The organism is Rickettsia sp. 109562A South Dakota (genome assembly GCF_055791265.1).
The window spans coordinates 587,552-606,637 of sequence record NZ_CM147703.1 but is presented as its reverse complement, the minus strand read 5'-3'; the positions used below and the strand labels follow the sequence as shown (position 1 = coordinate 606,637).

The following is a 19,086-nucleotide window of genomic DNA, read 5'->3' as shown; positions in this document are numbered from 1 at the left end:
ATCTCGAATACCCATTATTTTAAACTTCTTTCAAAAGGAGTATATTTCTCTCAATATGTTTTAGCAACAATATATTTTGTTGTTTTATGGATAACGTGAAAGGAGTGCAGAGTGATATCGAGTTCAATTACTCGAAAATTCATTAACCACTAATATATAACTTGCTTTTAAGTCCAAATCATAATCAATGGTATTATATATTAACTTTTTTATGTCAGTAAATTTTTGCAGTAAATATGAAGGATGTTGATTGGATAGTTTATTAAAAATCTTATTTTCTAAATCTAGAAGTTCAATATTAACGTTAGCAGATTTTTTAAGAATTCTATTCATTAATAATAATACGTTATCAATAAAATCTAGCCATAATTCTCGGTCTTTAGTAGTAAAACGATTAATAAAATCTAACGTCTCATTATCTGCTATCGGCTGAATAAACTCAGAATATAATTCGTTTTGAGTATGATGGATAGATGATCTAATATTAATTTTAAAACATCTTGATCTAATCGTAGAAATAATACTTGCAGCTCTTGAAGTAATTAAAAAAATGTAACTATTCTTTGGTGCATCTTCAAGAATTTTTAAGCATGAATTCGCCGCATTCAAATTCATAAGATCCGCCGAATAAATTACGGCAACTTTATAACCTGAGATTGCAGAAGTTTTACTTAAAAATTCTTGTAACTTTCTGATTTGTTCAATAGAAATATTTTTAGCATTAGATGTACCTGAAGTTTCCCTAGCGATAAAATGATAATCAGGATTATTTTCAAGAGGAATGTTATTCTTAAAAAGCTTAACATATATAAAATCTTCTACGTCTTTTAAAGCTTGCTCTATATTTGCAGCTTCGATAAGCCAACTATTGTATAGCTTATTGTGTTTTAAGTTAAACTCTAGACGTTCGATTATCATAATATAAAAAGAGTTATCGTAGTAACAAGAAATGGTTTATGGTTGTAATATCATTATTGAATTGTACTTAAGAAGTGTTCTATATCATTCCGGCTTTTGCAGAGCATTGTTGCATGAGTCGGTTTTTCTAGTGTTACCCCGTAAGCTTGTAACGGGGTTCGGAAAATTATTAGTGCTATAAGTTACTCCTTGAATGACATGGTCAAGTCACGGTATAACACCGAAGCGTTTTTCTAGAGCCATGCAACAAAGCCCTTTTGTAGGAATTATACAATAAAGCATTTATAACGGTAAATCAGAATCATTAATTACAAGCTTCTTTCATTTTTCTTCCGGCTCTAAAAGTAGGGTGATTGTAAGCATCTATTTTCATTTTTGCTCCGGTTTTTGGATTACGACCCTCACGTGCTTTTCTATGATGTATTTCAAATGAACCGAAACCTGTTATATTAATATTATGGTGACTCTTTATAGCATTAATCACACTATCAAGAACTAAATTAAGTGCTTTCTCGGCATCAGCTTTTGTTAATGATTTATGTGAAGCATGTTTATGATTATGACCATGGTCGGTCATAAATGCTATAAATTCGGTTTTATTCATTTTTTTTGGTTCTTTTTTGTTATGTACACTCATAATAAAATCAATTCTCCTTTAATGGGTTAATATGCATGGATGTTTTTTTATAAAAAAATATATACAACTGGCAATAATATACATCAATATATTTTTTATATGAGTTAATTATAACAAACTACCCACATACTGCAAATGCCAGTTATTTACAAAGTTTAAAATATATACGTTATTATATTAATTTATAGAAAAATGTAGCCATTTTACATCAGTAATACTGTTAAAACTATTTTAATCAAGTAATTAAAGTGAAAATTTATCATTAAAACCCTAATTTATTGTCAATAGTAAATTACAAAAAGTAATTTGCTATTGGGTAAAATTGTAGAAATCAGGATTTGAAGCGTTTCTTCCCCCCGATTTCAAAATAAAATATTATTATATTCTATAAAAAATTATAAGTTTTTACTAAAAATAATATATATAATTAATTCATATAAAAGGTAGAAACCGCCTTTCACCTTTTATATTCAATATTTCTAACCGAATAGCGAATTATTACATAATCCGCTATTCGCATTAATTTAGAATAAAATTTTTAAAAAAATATATTAAATCCAATGTTATTGTCTGAAATTTGCATTAAACGTCCGGTATTTGCTACGGTTTTGAGTTTGGTTATCGTAGCTCTTGGGGCAATTTTTTTTACCAAACTACAAATTAGAGGAATTCCGGATATTTCAGTTCCCATTATAAACGTCAATGCTTATTATGCAGGTGCCGATGCTTTATATATGGAAAAAGAAATAACGACACGTATAGAAAAAGCTTTAAAGACGGTTAAAAATTTAGATTATATAACTTCTCAAAGTTCCACCGGTGAAAGTAGTATTACTTTATCGTTTCTACTATCTACCGATATTGAAGTAGCACTAAACGATGTTCGTTCTAAAATATCGGATATCACTTATATGTTTCCGCAAGATATGAAAGCTCCGTCGGTTGCAAAACTTGATGCCGATAGTTTTCCAAGTCTTTTCATAAGTATTGAAAGTGATCAATATAGCGATTTAGAATTAACGAAGATCGTCGAAGATAGTCTACAAACACCTTTAGATAAACTTGAAAGCGTAGGACAATCACAAATTTACGGAGGCAGGGAATATATAATGAGAATAGAACCAGACTCCAAAAAATTATATCAGCATAAAATTTCTTTATTGGAGATTGAATCTGCAATAAAAGAACAAAATAAAGATTATCCCGCAGGCACAATTAAAACAAGAAGTAATAATTTTATAGTAACTCTTGAAGGTTCTTTATCTACACCGGCAGAATTCGGCAATATTATTCTAAAAGTACAAAACGGAAGCATAATAAAATTACGAGACATCGCGAAAATATCTTTAACTTCTCCCGATGAGGACATAATTTTCAGATATAACGGCAGAAGCTCTATTGCCCTTGGTCTTATAAAAGAATCAAAAGCTAACGTCATAGATTTATCAAATGAAGTAACTAAAGAATTAGAAAGAATTAAAGAATCAATGCCCAAAGGAATAAGCATGGGTATCGCATACGATGGAGCAACACCTGTAAAAGCATCAATTTATGCGGTATTTCAAACAATTTTTGAAGCTTTAATATTAGTAGTTTTAGTCACTTATTTATTTCTTGCTTCTGCTAAAATTACCTTAATTCCGTTTGTGACGATTCCGGTATCGTTGATCGGTACTTTTAGTGTAATGTATGCTTTTGGATTTTCTATTAATATATTTACGCTCCTTGCTATGATACTTGCTATAGGTCTTGTAGTAGACGATGCAATAGTTATGCTTGAAAACATTTTTAGATATAATGAAATGGGGCATAAACCCATGGAAGCAGCTATGCTTGCTTCTAAAGAAATCGGCTTTGCAATCATTGCTATGACTATTACGCTTGCTGCCGTATTTTTACCTGTCGGTTTTATAGAGGGTTTTATCGGGAAACTATTTATTGAATTTGCTTGGACTTTAGCATTTTGTGTTCTGTTCTCAGGATTTGTTGCTTTAACTTTGACTCCTATGATGTCAAGTCGTATGGTTACAAAACATAATACGGACTTACCGCAATTCTTAGTAAAGTTTAATGACATTCTACAATTTATTCAAAATAAATATATTTATTATCTAAATCTAACTTTTGAAAATAAAAAGAAATTTGTCATCATTATTGCATCATCATTTATAGTGCTGATTATTAGTTTTAAATTTACTCAAAAAGTTTTTGTACCGCAAGAAGATGACGGATTTTTACAACTTTCTCTTAAAGGACCTGAAGGTTCTAGTTTAGAATCTTCTACTAAAGTAGTAACGGAAGCTGAAAAGATCCTTGCTAATTATAAAGATATATTAGGTTATCTGATGGTAATAGGTGCAGGCGGTAGTGATAAGGTTTTTGGGTTCATTCCGTTAAAAGACTGGAGTGAGCGTGCTTGTTCACAAGAAACTATTAAGAATATGTTAAATAAGCAATTTTCCGAAATACCTGGCATGTCGATTTTCGCTATGGATCCACGTTCAATGGTTAGCGGAAATGCAAGTAGCCCTATCGAGTTTACTATTCAAACGAACCTTGAATATGATGACCTAGATAAAATATCACAACAATTTATTGATATAATGAAAACAAACCCTATTTTCTTAAACGTCAATAGAAATTTACAATCGGCAATGCCGACTATAAGTATAGAAGTTAACCGTGATAAGGCTTATTTATACGGAATGGATTTGGCCAATATAGGCAAAACAGTACAATATTTACTTGCAGGTCAACAAATCGGGGATTTTAGAATGGGTAATGATTTATATGATGTTATATTACAATTTAATCAAAAAGATCGAAAAGATATTAGCGATTTTAGTAAAATTTTAATTAGAGCAAAAAATAATAATATGTTACCGCTTGAATCGATAGCCAATATTACGGAAAAAATATCGGTAAAATCATATAGTCATTATAATAATTCAAAATCCGTTACTATTTCTTCCGATCTTGCTCCTGATGGAAAAATTAATGACGCAATCGATGAAATCAATAAAATAGCCTCTAAGTTACTTGATCCTAGTAATACTATAATTGAATATATCGGAGAAATTAAACAAATGAGAGAGGCAGACAGTAATATGCTTATAACATTTGTATTTGCTCTTGTATTTATCTATTTAGTGCTTGCAGCTCAATTTGAAAGTTTTACTGATCCTTTATTAATATTACTTGCCGTACCTTTCTCAATAACCGGCGGTGTACTTGCTCTTTGGCTTGCAGGTAATAGCCTTAATATGTATAGCAATATCGGACTTATTACTTTAATTGGATTAATTACTAAGAATTCTATTATGATAGTAGAATTTGCTAATCAGCTAAGAGAAAAAGGAGTAAAGGTTCGGGAAGCTATAATAGAATCCTCAAAACTGCGCTTGCGTCCAATTCTTATGACTACCCTTGCTGCTGTAGTCGGAGCTTTACCTCTAGTTTTTGCAGACGGGGCCGGTGCTGCTGCTCGTAATTCTATCGGTTTTGTAATAGTTGGAGGATTAAGCATCGGTACTATATTTACAATTTTTGTTATACCCGTAATATATCAAACTTTTAAGAAGGATTAATAAATTATAGAATTGTAAAATTTAGTAGACATAAAGCACAAAATGAGAAATGATTATTTTACGTTTAATGAATATGAGGTCAAAATATGTTAATAAATACTTCTAATAATCCGCTTATTACTACTATACATTTACTATCTTCTATAGGTGCTATAAATTGGGGCTTGGTTGGATTGTTTAATTTTAATTTAGTCACACTTTTATTTGGCTCATTTCCAATTATTGTTACAATACTTTATATAATTATAGGCTTTTGTGGTGTATACTCTTGCCTTTGTTTAGGTAAGCTATTTTGTAAACCTGGAATAGAAAAGGCGCAGTAAAACTGTGTCACTCTGTGGCCGGCATTCATTGTTGTATGAATCAGACAACTCGCTTGATGTCATTCCCGCGGGGGCGGGAATCTAGAAAAAAACGAAACAATACTAGTAGCATTTATGCTTTTTAATTACTGGATTCCCGCCTCCGCGGGAATGACATCGTAAGAGCTACTTGTGCTATAGCAGTTATCGCTGCTGTTTCAGCTCGCAGTATATTACTTCCTAAACTTATAGATTTTGTATTCTTATATGAGGCAAGAAGTTCAAGCTCATCATTAGTAAAACCGCCTTCCGGTCCAATAACAATATCTATATCACTATTATTAAGTGATGATGCAATTTGTAATATAGAGTTTTCTTCTTTTTCATGTTCATTAGCATATAACATCAAATTATTATTCTTTTTAAGATAATCTTGTAATTTAATAGCTTGCTCAATTATCGGGGGAATAAGACGCTCCGATTGCTCTGTCGCTTCAATCACACCTTTTGTTAAACGTTCGATATTTACCGATCTAAATTGACACCGCTTGGTAATTAACGGAATAATTTTAGTTATACCGAGTTGCGTAGCCATATTTATTGCGAGCATTAATTTATCTTGCTTTATTATAGCAACAGCAAGAGTTAAAGCAGATTCTGTATAAGGCTTTTTAAACTGTTCTTTAAGCTTAACCGATAGGTTATTTTTACCTATATCGGTAATTTGTGCTAAAAATTCTCCATCCGTACCGTTAAAGATACGCAAGCCATCATTTACTTTAAGACGTAGCACCGTTTTAATATAATGAATATGAGCGTTTGCTAATTCTATCTTGCTATTTTCAGCTAAATGACTATTAATATATATGCGGTTATATTTCATATATTTAGTACTATGGACGATAAAAAAGATAATAATATATCAGAAGAAGAAAATTTGCCAAAAGAAAAAGAAATTGGTGGGGTTAAAGGTCTAGAACCGACAAGATACGGCGATTGGCAACATAAAGGTAAAGTCACGGATTTTTAGGTATTGTGTAGTAAGTTTAAATTATTTATATTTTAAGGAATTTTTATGCGAAAATTAATAAGATTTTTGCTGGAATAGTTATCCCTATTTCAAAAAAATCTTATAATTTGTAGCTAAAAAGAACTAAAATAGATTAATTTAAACTTACTACACAATACCTACTATGCCCTCATTTGAGCAAATTAAAGTTTTACCTTATAAACCGCAAGAATTATTTGATTTGGTGTGGGATGTAAAGTCTTATCCTAAATTCTTACCTTGGTGCGTTGCTTCTAGAATTATTTCAGAAGATAACTATGAGATCATTGCTGAGTTAGTGATCCAGTTAAAAGGTTTTTCAGAAAAATATAATTCACGAGTTACAAATGCAATAACAGATGATGGAATATATTTGATTGATACGGTAGCTATTTCAGGACCTTTTGAATATTTAAAAAGTACTTGGCAATTTGTTCCACGCACGGCAGGAACTGAATTAAAATTCTTGATTGATTTTAAAATGAAGTCCGTAATACTGGATAAATTAATCGGCACTTATTTTACCAAAGCAACCGAAAAAATGATTGTAGCTTTTGAAAAAAGAGCAAAGGATGTTATTAGATGAAAAAGGATAAGTTAAAAACTTATCCTTTTTTTATTTGTAATTAGAAAGATTTAATAGCTTGAACCTTAACAATTAGCATCAACTCCCACTAAAACTATACTTCCTTCTTCTTCATTAGCAAAATCTAGCTCAATTTGAGCAGCATTATTTAAATAATCATTAAAAGTTTTAATATCTGCTTCTAGGTTTTTTGTAGCAGAATCAACATATTCCGGTATATATTTAATAGCTTCTTTAATTTTAGGAGAGATTATTTTACCTATAGTATTTCCAAAAATTTTTTCTACTGTAAAATCAAGGGCATATTCTGCATAACTAATAACTGTATCTTTCAAATCTAAAGCTGATAATGTTGCTTCTATATCTGTTACTACTTTTTTAGCTATATTAATATATTCAAGATATATTTCTTTAGCCTTTATAATAGATGAATAAGTTTTTGGGGCATCGCTACCAAATAAATGTGTAATACATGAACACATTGTTTCCTCTTTATTAAATTTAAACTACCATATTTCATGGTTTTTTGAATATAACAGAAATGCACTATATTACAAAGGTAAACAAATGTCAATTTTTATTTAATAATAACTTAAGTAATATTAATGCTTGACATTTGTTAAAAAATTCCATATTTTGTGGTAATTAAGATAAACTAATGTTGGGAATACATAATGAAAGAATTTGAATCTTTAACTATAGCAGAAATTCCTATACGCGCTATAAACCATAAGGAATTTGCTCATTTAGGAGTAAATCTTGCGTATAAGACAGATGATACAAATCGATATCTTGCAGAAGCATTAATGACAGATGGTAGTCACTTAGTAGGTAGTGGTTGGGAAATACTCACCGCTTCTTGTAATAACGCAAATACAGCTCAATATGGTTATAAAGCTGTTGCATTTATAAATAAGGAAACTAAAGCCATTCATATTGCTAGTGCCGGTACAAAAGCAGATATGAATGACATATGGGATGATGCACGTATTACTTTCCATTATAATCCTAATAAATTAGTAACAGTTAAGAAATTTATTGATGAAGTAATTGAAAAAATAGGCGGCATTGAGAAAGCTGCAGAATATATTTTTGATACTAGCGGTCATTCACTTGGAGCAATAGTTGCGGATTTAACCGGAGTAGAATTACATTCTCGTAATTTAAATTTTAATAAATCCGTAACTTTTGACTGCCCAGGTTCACAAGAAGTAATTAAATACGCTATAAATCAGGATTTATTTACCGGAAAAGTAACAACCCCTCTAGAAGAGTTAGCTAAACATTCTGAGGTATATAATGCAAAACCTAATATTATTAATACTACCAATAATCATTCCGGTAAAATACACTTAGTTCTACCGAAAGTAAATAATATCGAGAAGTCAGAATCATCAAAAGCAGAAGGGTGGGGATCATATTTATATAATATGGTTGGTTCTGTTGTTCAAAAAGCTTCAGCATATCTAGGCATTAATAAAATGATGGAAGGGCTTGAGAATCATAAGTTAAAGAATTTTGCTAATTTAGAAGATAAGATTATTTTACCTATAGCCGATTGGGAACAGCAAATATTAGAAAATAATGAATATACTCAACAGCTTAAAGCTATTTCAGGTCATGGTAAAGATGTATTTTTATTAGATACTTATGTTGAAGATGAGTATCCTAGTATGGTTGGAGTAGATATGCATCGTTGGGGATATAGTGATTTACAACAAAATTGTGCTATGGAAGTTAAACAAATAGGTAACATAACCTCATATAATAGTATAGAAATTGTATGTTAGACAACATTATTTTTGGTATAGCTAGATTTGTAAGAGGTGCAGCTGATACTGCTTTAAATATAGTAGAAGCTAATACAAATATGATTTCTACTATTTTAAGTACAACAACAGATAATGAAGATATAGTTAATAATCCTACTATTATAGAGAAACTTGATGGCAACTGGGTAGTAGTCTCATTAGGAGAAGCGTCATCTTCTGTAACCAAATCATAATTTCAGTATTATAGCTTAAATTACCCTCAATTATTGAGGATAATTTTTTATTTCTTATTTAGAGCAACTAAATAGATTTCAGTGGATTCGCTACGGCTGGATGAAGGTTTAAAATGTTTCACCGTCCTAAATTCACGCTTCACTTTATTTAATAACTCGTTTTCTGCACCGCCGCGAAAGATTTTAGCAATAAAATGACCTGAAGGTTTTAGAACTTTTAAAGCAAATTCAAAAGCTTGCTCACATAAAAGTAAGGTTCTGATATGATCGGTAGCTTTATGACCTATGGTATTTGATGCCATATCACTCATTACTATATCAGCTTTACCGTCTAAAGCCTGAATAATTAATTCTTCCGTATCTTCTTCAAAAAAGTCTTTTTGAAAAAACTCAACTCCGACAATAGGTTCGATTTCTAATAAATCGATAGAGATTATTTTATTATTTAGGCTATTATCCGAAGCTTGAATAAGCTTGGAAGCTACTTGGCTCCATCCGCCAGGAGCTGCTCCTAAATCAACAATTTTCATATTAGGAGTAAAAAGTTTAAATTTTTCATGAATTTCAAGCAGTTTATACGCAGCTCTTGATCTAAAGCCTTGGGTACGTGCCTTTGCAACATACGGGTCATTTAATTGGCGTCTAAGCCAGTTATTAGAAGAGACGGTACGTTTTTTAGAAGTCTTAACTCTAACAAATTTATTTCTATAACCGCTTAAGTTATTTGTCATGGGATTTTTTTATTTTCTTTTGCTATTTTATCTAATACGGAATTAACAAAACCGATCTCGTGTTCATTTAACATATCATTTGCTATGTCCGTATATTCGTTGATTACTACTTTAGCAGGCGTAGTAGGGCAAAATAATAGCTCACATATACTAACACGAAATAAAGCTCGGAGTAAGATCGGCATATGTGCAGGATCTTTATCATTTGTTAAATGATTGGCGATAATTTCATCTAGTTTATTAATATTTTCAAATACTGACTTTACCAGCATTTTAAAATGACTTATACTTAATGATATTTTTAAATTCTCCGGTAAATCTGTTATAGAATTATTATTTTGATAAAAAGAAAGTACGTTCTGCAATATATCTTCCATATCTTGATTATCTTGTAATATATGTTGATACATAGCCTGCACTGCTGCAATACGTGCAATCGACTTTTTATTAATTTTATTTGAACCCATAGAGAAAAGAATTTTAAAATTTAATTTTCGTCATTGCGAAGGAGTATTGTTGCGTGGTTTGAGTTTCTCATTGTTTGTCATCCCGCGACTTGATCGCGGGATCCAGTCTTTTTTTGATTTTGTTCTGGATACCGTGGTCAAGCCACGGTATGACACTGAACGCATTTTTCGATCCACGCAACAATATCACTCGCAATGACGGAATGATACCTATAACCTTGCAATTTATACCTTAAAATAATGTATTAGTAAACTTATAAAAATTTTATGTTATCTATAGTCGGATTTATTATAACAATTAGTATCTTGGTATTTATCCATGAGTTTGGACATTATGCGGTTGCTAGATATTTTAATGTAAAAGTTGAGGAGTTCTCGATAGGCTTCGGTAAAAAACTAATAGGTATTACCGATAAAAAAGGAGTTAGGTGGAAGATTTGCCTTGTACCGCTCGGCGGCTACGTCAAGATTTACGGCTATGATCGTACTCTTATGGCTAACGCTAAAGAAGTTAATGAAAAAGTAGCTTTTTATGCTAAATCTTGTTTAGAACGTTTTTTAATAGTTGCAGCAGGTCCACTCATTAATTATTTACTTGCCATAATAATATTTGCAGGTTTTTATTGTTACTTTGGAAAAACAGAGATTCCTCCTATAATAGGTGATGTAGTAGCTTCATCACCGGCAGAGAGAGCAGACTTAAGAGAAGGAGATAAAATTGTTAAGGTTAACGATAAACCTGTTAAAGATTTCGGGGACGTGCAGAAAGAAATATTAATTAACGGCTTTAGTTCTTCTACTTTAACTATAGAAAGAAAAAATGAAGAATTTACCGTTAATATAATGCCCCAAGAAATAATTATATCGCCTCCCGAAGAAAAGAAGGTTAAGAAAACTCTCCGCATCGGTATTGTAGCTAAAAATGAACCTATTTATACTAAAATAGGAATTTTAATAGGATTTTGGGAAGCTATTAATACTACTATAGATATGTCCGCTTTAACTCTAAAAGCAATATCACAAATGATTGTAGGAAAACGTTCATTCGATGAGATAGGAGGGCCGGTAGCTATTGCTAAAGAGTCAGGGAAATCTATAGCTCAAGGAGCCCAAATGTATCTATTATTTATAGCAATGCTTTCCGTTAATTTAGGGTTACTTAACTTACTACCCATACCGGTTCTTGACGGTGGACATTTGATATTTATACTCTATGAAGCAATTACCGGTAGATTACCGAATCCTAAAACTAAAAATATTTTGTTACAATTAGGAGCGGCAATAATAATTTTTCTTATTATAATCTCTGTTTCCAACGATATACAAAATTTATTTTCTTAAATAATAGATTTACTTGCTCTGACTAATATTATCCACTATAGTGGAGTACATTAATTATGTTTGAATGCATTAGTGTAGGAGAACTTTATGTCATTCCCGCGAAAGCGGGAATCCAAAAAAATAACCTTAATATTAGTACAAATAATTACATAGTTGGTAAAATAACCATATAAAAACAAGTTTTTTATATGGTTTTACTAGATTCCCACTTTCGCGGGAATGACATACAATGTTTTTCAAACTAATATAACAATTTACCTATATTAATACATATATAACGTAAAGAAATTTAAATTAAATCTTAAAAGAAGGTTTTAAGTGAAAATCAGATCAATTAGTAAGTTAACAATTTTATTATTAACGATTTTTTATTATCATATTTCATTAGCCGACACTGTAATTCGTAAAATAACTATCGAAGGTAACCACAGGGTTGAGCGTTCTACTATTGAGAGCTATTTAAAGCTTAAAGTAGGAGAAACTTACAATAATTCTAAAGAAGATGAGGCAATAAAACGTTTATATGCCACCTCACTTTTTAGAAATATAAATATGTATATAACAAATGAGGGTAATTTAATAGTTAACGTTACGGAAACGCCTTTTATAAGTAGCGTAGTATTTAGCGGTAATTCTAAAATCAAAACTAATATGCTTGCTAAAGAAATTTATACAATGTCGGGTGAATCTCTTAGCCAAGCTAAAATCGAATTAGACGTAAAGAAAATATTAGAAATTTATAAACGTAGCGGACGTTTTGCTACTACGGTAACACCTAAAATTGAGAATTTAGAAAACAACAGAGTTAAGGTTATTTTTGATATCGCAGAAGGACCAAAAACCGGTATTAAATATATTTATTTTAGCGGTAATGAAAATTATAGTGATTCAGAACTTAAATCTATTGTTTTAACTAAAGAATCTCGTTGGTTTCGTTTTTTAGAAAGTAACGATACTTACGATCCTGATAGGATGGAGTATGATAAAGAATTACTAAGAGAATTTTATCAATCTGTCGGTTTTGCAGATTTTAGAGTAATTTCGGCATCGGCAGAACTCAATAATACTAAAGAATATTTCACCCTTACATATTCCATTGAAGAAGGAGAGAAATATAGTTTCGGTAATGTTACAATAGATAACAAATTAACTAATATAGATATAACTCCACTTAATAAAATTGTTAATATTAAGCAAGGCAAGGTTTTCAATATGAAAACGGTTGATGATATAGCTGAAAAAATCGGAGAATATTTTACGGATTCCGGTTATCCTGCGGTAAATGTTTATCCGGATATAATGAAAAATGCTAATCATACTGCAGATATTAAATTTATTATTGAGAAAGCCGATAAGGTTTATATTAATAAAATTAATATTATTAATAACCTTAAAACTGAAGACCATGTTATAAGAAGAGAATTTAAAACAGAGGAAGGTGATATAATTAACCGTTCATATATTGAAAAAGGTGAGCGTAATCTTAGAAATTTAGATTATTTTGAGAAAGTAGCAATTAGCTTAGCTCCAACTAAAGCTAAAGATAAGTATGACGTTAATGTTGAAGTTGATGAAAAATCTACTTCCTCTATAGGTTTTGATTTAGGATATAATACTGCCGGCGGTTTATTTGGTCGTTTTTCTTTCTTAGAGCGTAATTTAGTCGGTACCGGTAAACTGCTTAATGCCGGTGTACAAGTAAGTAAAAACAGTACAAGCTATTACGGCGGTATTACCGAACCGCATTTTTTAGATCGCGATTTATCACTTAGTGTAAACGCATTTAGAAACTATACCGGACGCGGTGCTAGTGTATTAAATACAACTGATCAAAGCTATAAGTTACACTCTATAGGAGTCAAAACCTCTCTCGGTTATGAAATTAAAGAGGATTTAGGTCACGAAATAGATTATTTAATCAAACGTGATATTTTAAGTGCACCAACTCCGTCAACCTCAATATTCTTAAAGGAGCAAATGGGAAGATTCATTACTTCCGCTATAGGACATACTATTACTTATGATCAGACCGATAACAAAATTGTTCCAAAGAACGGTTATTTAGTAAGCGGTACACAAGAATTTGCCGGCGTTGGAGGTGATAACAAATATATAAAACATGAAGTTGACGGTAAATATTATAAATCTTTCATACATAATAAGCTTACTTTAAAAGTATCTGCTTCCGGCGGTGATATTGCAGGGCTTGGAGGAAAAATCGTTAGAATTTCAGATCGTTTTAATTTAGGTGATTATAGTTTAAGAGGCTTTGCAAGCGGCGGTGTCGGACCTCGTGAAAAGAACACTAATGAGGGACTTGGCGGTGAGAGATATTATACATTCTCAACAGAGCTTAATTTCCCGACTCCTGTTCCTGAAGAGTTTAATTTAACGGGAGCAGTCTTTATGGATTTAGGAAGCGTATGGGGCGTGGGTTTAAACAAAAAGCGCTATGAAACTCCAAACGGTTTTTATAATGATAAATCGCTTAGAGCTTCCGTTGGTTTCGGCTTTATGTGGGTAACGCGTTTTGCTCCGATCAGAATGGACTGGGGATTTCCGGTAAAGAAGAAAAAATATGATGATACGCAGCATTTCCATTTAAGATTTGCGACGCATCTTTAAAAATGCCGTGATTATAAACATTGTTGTATGGCCTCTATATGTCATTCTAGCTAAAAGCGGGAATCTAGAAATCTTTTATTGTCATACCGCGACTTGATCGCGGTATCTTAGGACGCAGTCTGTGGTACAAGACACCCCGTGGCTTGACCACGGGGTGACAACAAAAAAGCCTGGATTCCCGCTTTTAGCTAGAATGACATATTAACCACGTATACCGAAATACAACATTAAGTTACAATTTCTTCAGCATAATATAATGATATTTCAGCCGATGTAGCTCAGCGGGTAGAGCGGCGCATTCGTAATGCGTAGGTCTGGGGTTCAAATCCCCACATTGGCACCACTTTCTAAATGCGAATTTAGGATAAAATATCCTAAGTTCTGTGGAGATTTCTAAAAAGATTTAATTTTGACTCTTTATTTGCTGCAAATTATAAGATTTTTTTGAAATAGGGTTCACTATTCCAACAAAAATCTTATTAATTTTCGCTAAAAAATAGCTCAAAATAGCAAATCAATTAGAAATTTTCACAGAACCTAAGCTTGAGATTGGTTTAGATTCTATGTACTTTTGATAAATGATTATTGGCATTCCATAATAGAGTTCTTTCCAAGCTCTACTAAAACTTGTGTAATTTACTACCCCATAAAAAGCTGTAGAAATTGAGATTTGAAACAGTTATTATATTGGCATTGCCTAAAAAGAATTGCTTGGGATAGCCTAATGCTTCAATGTCATTCCCGCGTAGGCGGGAATGACATTAAGGTCTTTTTAAGAGTTGTGTAAAACAAAACCACCTTTTTTAGGCAATTCCATTATATTGTATAAAGAATTATAAGTTTTTGCTAAAAAATAATATATACTTAACTTTATATAAAAGGTGAAAACCATCTTTCGCCTTTTATATTCAACTTTTTAAGCCAAATAATAGATTATGTAATAATTCGCTATTCGTGTTAATTAACTATTATCTTTTTTCTTGGAGGAATATAGATTGTTTCATCTTCAGCATGTGAAATCTTTTCTAAAAGTCCGATAAAACGGTCTTTATTAGGTACTAGCTTTACTATCGCCCACCCCTCTTCTATTGATTTCTTTATGCGTTCTATATCAGACTTATGCTCTGAAAAAGATATAACTTTTTGTGCTGGATTTTGCATATTGATAAATCAATTATAGTTAATAAATATTAATATTATAGTAAATATTTTTTAATAAATCAATTATATATTTATTATTTGCTAAATATAAATAAAATGATTACCATATATTAGGTCTTGTCTACTTATATCCTAATAAATGGTTTAATTAAAAATTAAAAGTTGTACAACAATTTTTTATTTTAAACACGTATTTTTATATCACTTATTAACTTTATTTTAAAAAAACATTTGAAAAAATCTTATATGACAACAATAATTTATAATATGGTTAGGTTCTGTATACAAAATTTAATTTAAACTGTATAATTTAATTATGTCAAACGATAATTTACAAGTTCCTTCTACTCTATCCAAAAAGCAATTATTTGCTTTCTTCGATATGGTTGTCGGGATGTTTATGTCGGTACGGACTGTTGAAAAAGTGATAAGAAGGAGCGGAATGCAGTTAAGTTAAGAAATAAGATGTATTTTTATGCTTAAATAAAGGTATAAAGATGCATGGTTATAAAGCTGATCAAGATGTAATGAGTGGTAGTATTAGCTTAAGGCAAATGATACCCAATGATCATTTATTAGTAAGGATTCATGAAAATAAAGCATTAGATTTTTCTTTTATCTATGGAATAACCAAAAAATATTATTGTGCTAACAACGGACGTCCATTAATTGATCCTGTATTATTTTTCAGGATGAAAATAATATCTTACTTATATGGTATAAGGTCAAATAGAAGATTATGTAAAGAAATTCATCTGAATGTAGCATATAGATGGTTTTGTGATTTAGGTTTGGATGATAAGGTACCCGATCATTCATCATTAAGTAGAATAAGAGATAGATATGGAGTAGAGCTATTTCAACAGATATTTGAAAGCTTAATTAAGCGATGGTATAAATTAGGTATTTTAAAAGGAGAAACCATTATTTCAGATGCATCTTTAGTTGAAGCGTATGCATCTATAGATAGTATGATATTAAGAAATGATAAAGATGATACACAAAAACGAGAATTAAAAATATATGAACGTCGTTATCATGATTTTAGAGAAGGGAAAAAAGTAAGAAAAATATCTAACCAACCTCATGTAAGCAAAACAGATCCTAATTGTAGTCTTGTATCAAGAACTAGTGGCTATAAAAAGCTATGTTATAAAACACATTACTCGATTGATAGCGGTACGCGTATTATAGTAGATTGTTATGTAAGTACAGGATCACAACATGAGTGTGTTATACTGCCAAATAGGGTTTGTTATATATTAAATAATTTTTCTTTTAAAATAAAAGAATGGATAGCAAATAAAGGTTACGGTAGAGGTCCAACTTATAGATACTTTCAGTTGCTAGGAATTACTACTTATATACCTTTACACGTAGACAATCTTGGTGAAGGAAAAATAAGTAGAGGTGAATTTAAATATGACAGAAAGAACGATAGGTATAAATGTCCTGAAGGACATTACCTTTATCCTTATACAAAATTAGATAAAAACGAATAAAGCGTTATCGTATTACGGGTGGACATTGTAAAAATTGTCTATTAAGACAACGTTGTATTTCTGATAATTATAGTAATAGAGCAAGATTTATATACCGTAATCCTTATCAGGATGAAATAGATGAAGTAAAAGCAAGACAGAACAGCATTGATTTTAAGCAAAAACTAATTGAGAGCAAATGGAAAATAGAAGGCATCTTTGCTGAAGCTAAAGATAATCATGGCTTACGAAGAGCACAATTTAGAAGTATACAAAAAACACAGATTCAAGTCTTCATGATTGCAATAGTGCAAAATTTCAAACGGATACTTAAAATTATTTTTTGGTTTTTTATCTATTGCTACTAAAAATAAAAAATATTTGCAACCTTGATGACTTTTTCAACAGTCCGGGTACTTGATATTCAAATTGTCGCTAGCTCATTATCTGTAAGAGCGCAGGCCTCTTGCTGCTTCAAGTGACGAGCTTTCTTGGGTGTAAACATCGTACTTAATAGCTGAATTTATCATTATTCCTATTACAGGCTTTTTAGCAAGATTACTTTCTACTAGAATTTCTTATTTTATTGCAGCTCTAGGATTTACGGTTATGAGCGTATTATGTTCGCTTGCAACTAAATATTGAATCAATGATTATCTTTAGAGCATTACAAGGATTTTTTGGCGGTGCGATGATACCGACGGTCTTTAGTACTGTTTTTATAATTTTTCCGGCATCGCAACGTCCTACCGTTACTATTTTAATTGGACTTGTCGTAACTGTTGCACCTACTTTAGGACCTACGCTCGGTGGATATATTACGGAAATTTTGTCATGGCATTTTATGTTTTTTTAAATATTATCCTAGGAATTTTTGTTTGCAGCGTCGTTTTTTTATACGGGGATTTTGATAAACCAAATTATAAATTACTCAAAAATTTTGATTTTCTCGGTATATTATTAATGGCTTTAACGCTCGGCTTATTACAGTATGTTTTAGAAGCAGGAAATAAAAAAGGTTGGCTTGAGGATAATTTAATATTATTTTTAAGTATTGCAGTAGCTTTAGGCTTTATTTTATTAATCATTAGAGAACTAACCTTTATGAATCCAATTTTAGATTTAAAAACATTTCTTTATAAAGACTTTACTTTTGGTTGCCTTTATTCGTTCGTGATGAGTATAGGATTGTACGGGGCAGTATATATATTACCGCTATTTCTCTTTACCATTGCCGGATATGATACATTACAAATCGGGGCTACTATGATGGTGAGACGGGCGGAGCACAATTTTTATCTGCAACCGGTTAGCCGGCAGGATGCTAGGGCTAGGGGTAGATTTACGCCTGATGCTTATTATAGGGCTTGGAGGGTTCGCTCTTGGATGTCATTTGAATAGTTTTCTAACGCCTGATTCTAAATTTGCTGCATTTGTGCTTCCTCAATTTGTTAGAGGTCTTTCCTTAATGTTTTGTTTTATACCGACTAATAATATAGCTCTTGGCAATATGCCAAAAGAAAGAGTAGGCAACGCTAGCGGGCTTTATAATCTTACCCGTAATCTAGGAGGAGCAGTAGGGCTTGCAATAATCAGCACTATACTTACTAATGATACTAAAACCTTTATGCAATATTTATCGGAAAATATCTCGTCTACTTCTATAATGGCATTAGAGCAGCTAGATTCTTACACTGAATTATTAAGCGGAAAAGTTCTTAATCCTGAAAAAGCATCATATTTGTTATAGCAAACAAATTAAATAATGATGCTTTTGTAATTGCAATAAATAATATATTTAATATGATAGGGCTGTTATTTGTATTTATAATGCTGCTTATACCTTTTACTTCAAATATCAAATTAACCGGAAATGTTAATGCCCACTAAAATTAAATTTATATTATATTTTCCTTGGTTATTATTAGAAATATGGAAATCGGCTTTCTCGGTTATCAAAATAATTTGGCAAAGAAAAATAAAAATAGAACCGGTTTTTGAATGGATTGATGCAGAAGGACTAGAAGAAATGGGTGAAATAGTATATGGTAACTCGATTACGTTAACACCTGGTACAGTAACACTTGATATAAATAATAATATGTTATTAGTGCATGCACTCAATAAATCATCGATTGCCAACCTACAAAGAGGTATAATGATTAAAAAAATTAAGCAGATATTAAAAGCAACTTGA

Annotated in this window: 17 protein-coding genes, 1 tRNA gene and 3 pseudogenes; 14 read left to right on the top strand and 7 right to left on the bottom strand. The window is 31.2% G+C overall.

Going from position 1 to position 19,086, the window contains the following annotated elements; all coding sequences use genetic code 11:
* Positions 1-123: 123 nt before the first annotated feature.
* Both ACIAS7_RS03360 and ACIAS7_RS03355 read right to left on the bottom strand, forming a co-directional pair.
* A complete protein-coding gene (locus ACIAS7_RS03360) occupies positions 124-918 on the bottom strand; it encodes a DNA polymerase III subunit delta' (protein WP_473199344.1) in 795 nt (264 codons plus the stop codon).
* 304 nt (positions 919-1,222) lie between these two features.
* A complete protein-coding gene (locus tag ACIAS7_RS03355) occupies positions 1,223-1,555 on the bottom strand; it encodes an HU family DNA-binding protein (RefSeq protein WP_473199343.1) in 333 nt (110 codons plus the stop codon).
* Between the two features lie 560 nt (positions 1,556-2,115).
* On the opposite strand from ACIAS7_RS03355, the gene ACIAS7_RS03350 reads away from it, so the two are divergent.
* Together ACIAS7_RS03350 and ACIAS7_RS03345 are read left to right on the top strand one after the other, a co-directional pair.
* Positions 2,116-5,142, top strand: coding sequence for an efflux RND transporter permease subunit (locus tag ACIAS7_RS03350; protein ID WP_473199342.1), 3,027 nt, complete (start codon positions 2,116-2,118; stop codon positions 5,140-5,142).
* Between the two features lie 143 nt (positions 5,143-5,285).
* The gene (locus ACIAS7_RS03345; protein ID WP_473199400.1) at positions 5,286-5,465 is read left to right on the top strand and encodes a DUF378 domain-containing protein; all 180 of its coding nucleotides are present in this window, start codon (positions 5,286-5,288) and stop codon (positions 5,463-5,465) included.
* A 121-nt stretch (positions 5,466-5,586) separates the two neighbouring features.
* Here the strand turns inward: ACIAS7_RS03345 and ACIAS7_RS03340 are convergent, their stop codons facing one another.
* Positions 5,587-6,327 (bottom strand): 16S rRNA (uracil(1498)-N(3))-methyltransferase, encoded by a 741-nt coding sequence (locus ACIAS7_RS03340; protein ID WP_473199341.1) that lies wholly within the window; start codon positions 6,325-6,327, stop codon positions 5,587-5,589.
* A gap of 21 nt (positions 6,328-6,348) precedes the next feature.
* Here ACIAS7_RS03340 and ACIAS7_RS03335 point away from each other — a divergent pair.
* Positions 6,349-6,474 (top strand): annotated as a pseudogene (locus ACIAS7_RS03335) (DUF1674 domain-containing protein); the annotation flags it as partial.
* Positions 6,475-6,637: 163 nt separating this feature from the next.
* On the top strand, positions 6,638-7,078 hold the full coding sequence (locus ACIAS7_RS03330; protein ID WP_473199340.1) for a type II toxin-antitoxin system RatA family toxin: 441 nt from the start codon (positions 6,638-6,640) through the stop codon (positions 7,076-7,078).
* Positions 7,079-7,143: 65 nt separating this feature from the next.
* On the opposite strand, the gene ACIAS7_RS03325 is transcribed toward ACIAS7_RS03330, so the two are convergent.
* A complete protein-coding gene (locus ACIAS7_RS03325) occupies positions 7,144-7,560 on the bottom strand; it encodes a hypothetical protein (protein ID WP_473199339.1) in 417 nt (138 codons plus the stop codon).
* 192 nt (positions 7,561-7,752) lie between these two features.
* Here ACIAS7_RS03325 and rlip point away from each other — a divergent pair, with 192 nt between their 5' ends.
* Together rlip and ACIAS7_RS03315 are read left to right on the top strand one after the other, a co-directional pair.
* Positions 7,753-8,868: a secreted effector lipase Rlip gene (gene rlip, locus ACIAS7_RS03320; protein WP_473199338.1), complete on the top strand. Its 1,116-nt coding sequence runs from the start codon at positions 7,753-7,755 to the stop codon at positions 8,866-8,868.
* Positions 8,862-9,083, top strand: a complete 222-nt coding sequence (locus ACIAS7_RS03315; protein WP_473199337.1) for a hypothetical protein — start codon at positions 8,862-8,864, stop codon at positions 9,081-9,083. Before rlip ends, ACIAS7_RS03315 begins: the two co-directional genes overlap by 7 nt.
* A 47-nt stretch (positions 9,084-9,130) precedes the next feature.
* On the opposite strand, the gene ACIAS7_RS03310 is transcribed toward ACIAS7_RS03315, so the two are convergent.
* Positions 9,131-9,814, bottom strand: a complete 684-nt coding sequence (locus tag ACIAS7_RS03310) for an RlmE family RNA methyltransferase (protein WP_473199336.1) — start codon at positions 9,812-9,814, stop codon at positions 9,131-9,133.
* Complete coding sequence (nusB, locus tag ACIAS7_RS03305) at positions 9,811-10,281, bottom strand: transcription antitermination factor NusB (RefSeq protein WP_473199335.1); 471 nt, start codon at positions 10,279-10,281, stop codon at positions 9,811-9,813. The genes ACIAS7_RS03310 and nusB overlap by 4 nt, the downstream gene beginning before the upstream one ends.
* A 267-nt stretch (positions 10,282-10,548) precedes the next feature.
* On the opposite strand from nusB, the gene rseP reads away from it, so the two are divergent.
* From rseP to ACIAS7_RS03290, 3 genes are all read left to right on the top strand, one after another.
* The gene (gene rseP, locus ACIAS7_RS03300) at positions 10,549-11,622 is read left to right on the top strand and encodes an RIP metalloprotease RseP (protein WP_473199334.1); all 1,074 of its coding nucleotides are present in this window, start codon (positions 10,549-10,551) and stop codon (positions 11,620-11,622) included.
* 318 nt (positions 11,623-11,940) lie between these two features.
* A complete protein-coding gene (gene bamA / locus ACIAS7_RS03295; protein WP_473199333.1) occupies positions 11,941-14,247 on the top strand; it encodes an outer membrane protein assembly factor BamA in 2,307 nt (768 codons plus the stop codon).
* A 267-nt stretch (positions 14,248-14,514) separates the two neighbouring features.
* Positions 14,515-14,590, top strand: a tRNA-Thr gene (locus ACIAS7_RS03290).
* Positions 14,591-15,204: 614 nt separating this feature from the next.
* Here ACIAS7_RS03290 and ACIAS7_RS03285 read toward each other — a convergent pair.
* Positions 15,205-15,408 carry a DUF2674 domain-containing protein gene (locus ACIAS7_RS03285; RefSeq protein ID WP_011271433.1) on the bottom strand — a complete coding sequence of 68 codons (204 nt, stop codon included), beginning with the start codon at positions 15,406-15,408 and terminating at the stop codon, positions 15,205-15,207.
* Between the two features lie 316 nt (positions 15,409-15,724).
* Here ACIAS7_RS03285 and ACIAS7_RS03280 point away from each other — a divergent pair.
* The 5 genes and pseudogenes from ACIAS7_RS03280 to ACIAS7_RS03260 all read left to right on the top strand — a co-directional run.
* A pseudogene (locus ACIAS7_RS03280) lies at positions 15,725-15,835 on the top strand (MFS transporter); the annotation flags it as partial.
* Positions 15,836-15,905: 70 nt separating this feature from the next.
* On the top strand, positions 15,906-16,910 hold the full coding sequence (locus tag ACIAS7_RS03275; RefSeq protein WP_473198628.1) for a transposase: 1,005 nt from the start codon (positions 15,906-15,908) through the stop codon (positions 16,908-16,910).
* Complete coding sequence (locus ACIAS7_RS03270) at positions 16,907-17,257, top strand: transposase (protein WP_473199382.1); 351 nt, start codon at positions 16,907-16,909, stop codon at positions 17,255-17,257. Before ACIAS7_RS03275 ends, ACIAS7_RS03270 begins: the two co-directional genes overlap by 4 nt.
* A gap of 45 nt (positions 17,258-17,302) precedes the next feature.
* Positions 17,303-18,779, top strand: a pseudogene (locus tag ACIAS7_RS03265) (DHA2 family efflux MFS transporter permease subunit); the annotation flags it as partial.
* The gene (locus ACIAS7_RS03260) at positions 18,763-19,086 is read left to right on the top strand and encodes a monovalent cation/H+ antiporter subunit E (RefSeq protein ID WP_473199332.1); all 324 of its coding nucleotides are present in this window, start codon (positions 18,763-18,765) and stop codon (positions 19,084-19,086) included. The pseudogene ACIAS7_RS03265 and the gene ACIAS7_RS03260, both read left to right, overlap by 17 nt.

Coding starts and splice junctions, on each gene's coding strand:
- ACIAS7_RS03360 (WP_473199344.1), bottom strand. CDS start 918: ATGATAATCGAACGTCTAGAGTTTAACTTAAAACACAATAAGCTATAC.
- ACIAS7_RS03355 (WP_473199343.1), bottom strand. CDS start 1,555: ATGAGTGTACATAACAAAAAAGAACCAAAAAAAATGAATAAAACCGAA.
- ACIAS7_RS03350 (WP_473199342.1), top strand. CDS start 2,116: ATGTTATTGTCTGAAATTTGCATTAAACGTCCGGTATTTGCTACGGTT.
- ACIAS7_RS03340 (WP_473199341.1), bottom strand. CDS start 6,327: ATGAAATATAACCGCATATATATTAATAGTCATTTAGCTGAAAATAGC.
- ACIAS7_RS03330 (WP_473199340.1), top strand. CDS start 6,638: ATGCCCTCATTTGAGCAAATTAAAGTTTTACCTTATAAACCGCAAGAA.
- ACIAS7_RS03325 (WP_473199339.1), bottom strand. CDS start 7,560: ATGTGTTCATGTATTACACATTTATTTGGTAGCGATGCCCCAAAAACT.
- rlip (WP_473199338.1), top strand. CDS start 7,753: ATGAAAGAATTTGAATCTTTAACTATAGCAGAAATTCCTATACGCGCT.
- ACIAS7_RS03315 (WP_473199337.1), top strand. CDS start 8,862: ATGTTAGACAACATTATTTTTGGTATAGCTAGATTTGTAAGAGGTGCA.
- ACIAS7_RS03310 (WP_473199336.1), bottom strand. CDS start 9,814: ATGACAAATAACTTAAGCGGTTATAGAAATAAATTTGTTAGAGTTAAG.
- nusB (WP_473199335.1), bottom strand. CDS start 10,281: ATGGGTTCAAATAAAATTAATAAAAAGTCGATTGCACGTATTGCAGCA.
- rseP (WP_473199334.1), top strand. CDS start 10,549: ATGTTATCTATAGTCGGATTTATTATAACAATTAGTATCTTGGTATTT.
- ACIAS7_RS03285 (WP_011271433.1), bottom strand. CDS start 15,408: ATGCAAAATCCAGCACAAAAAGTTATATCTTTTTCAGAGCATAAGTCT.
- ACIAS7_RS03275 (WP_473198628.1), top strand. CDS start 15,906: ATGCATGGTTATAAAGCTGATCAAGATGTAATGAGTGGTAGTATTAGC.
- ACIAS7_RS03260 (WP_473199332.1), top strand. CDS start 18,763: ATGTTAATGCCCACTAAAATTAAATTTATATTATATTTTCCTTGGTTA.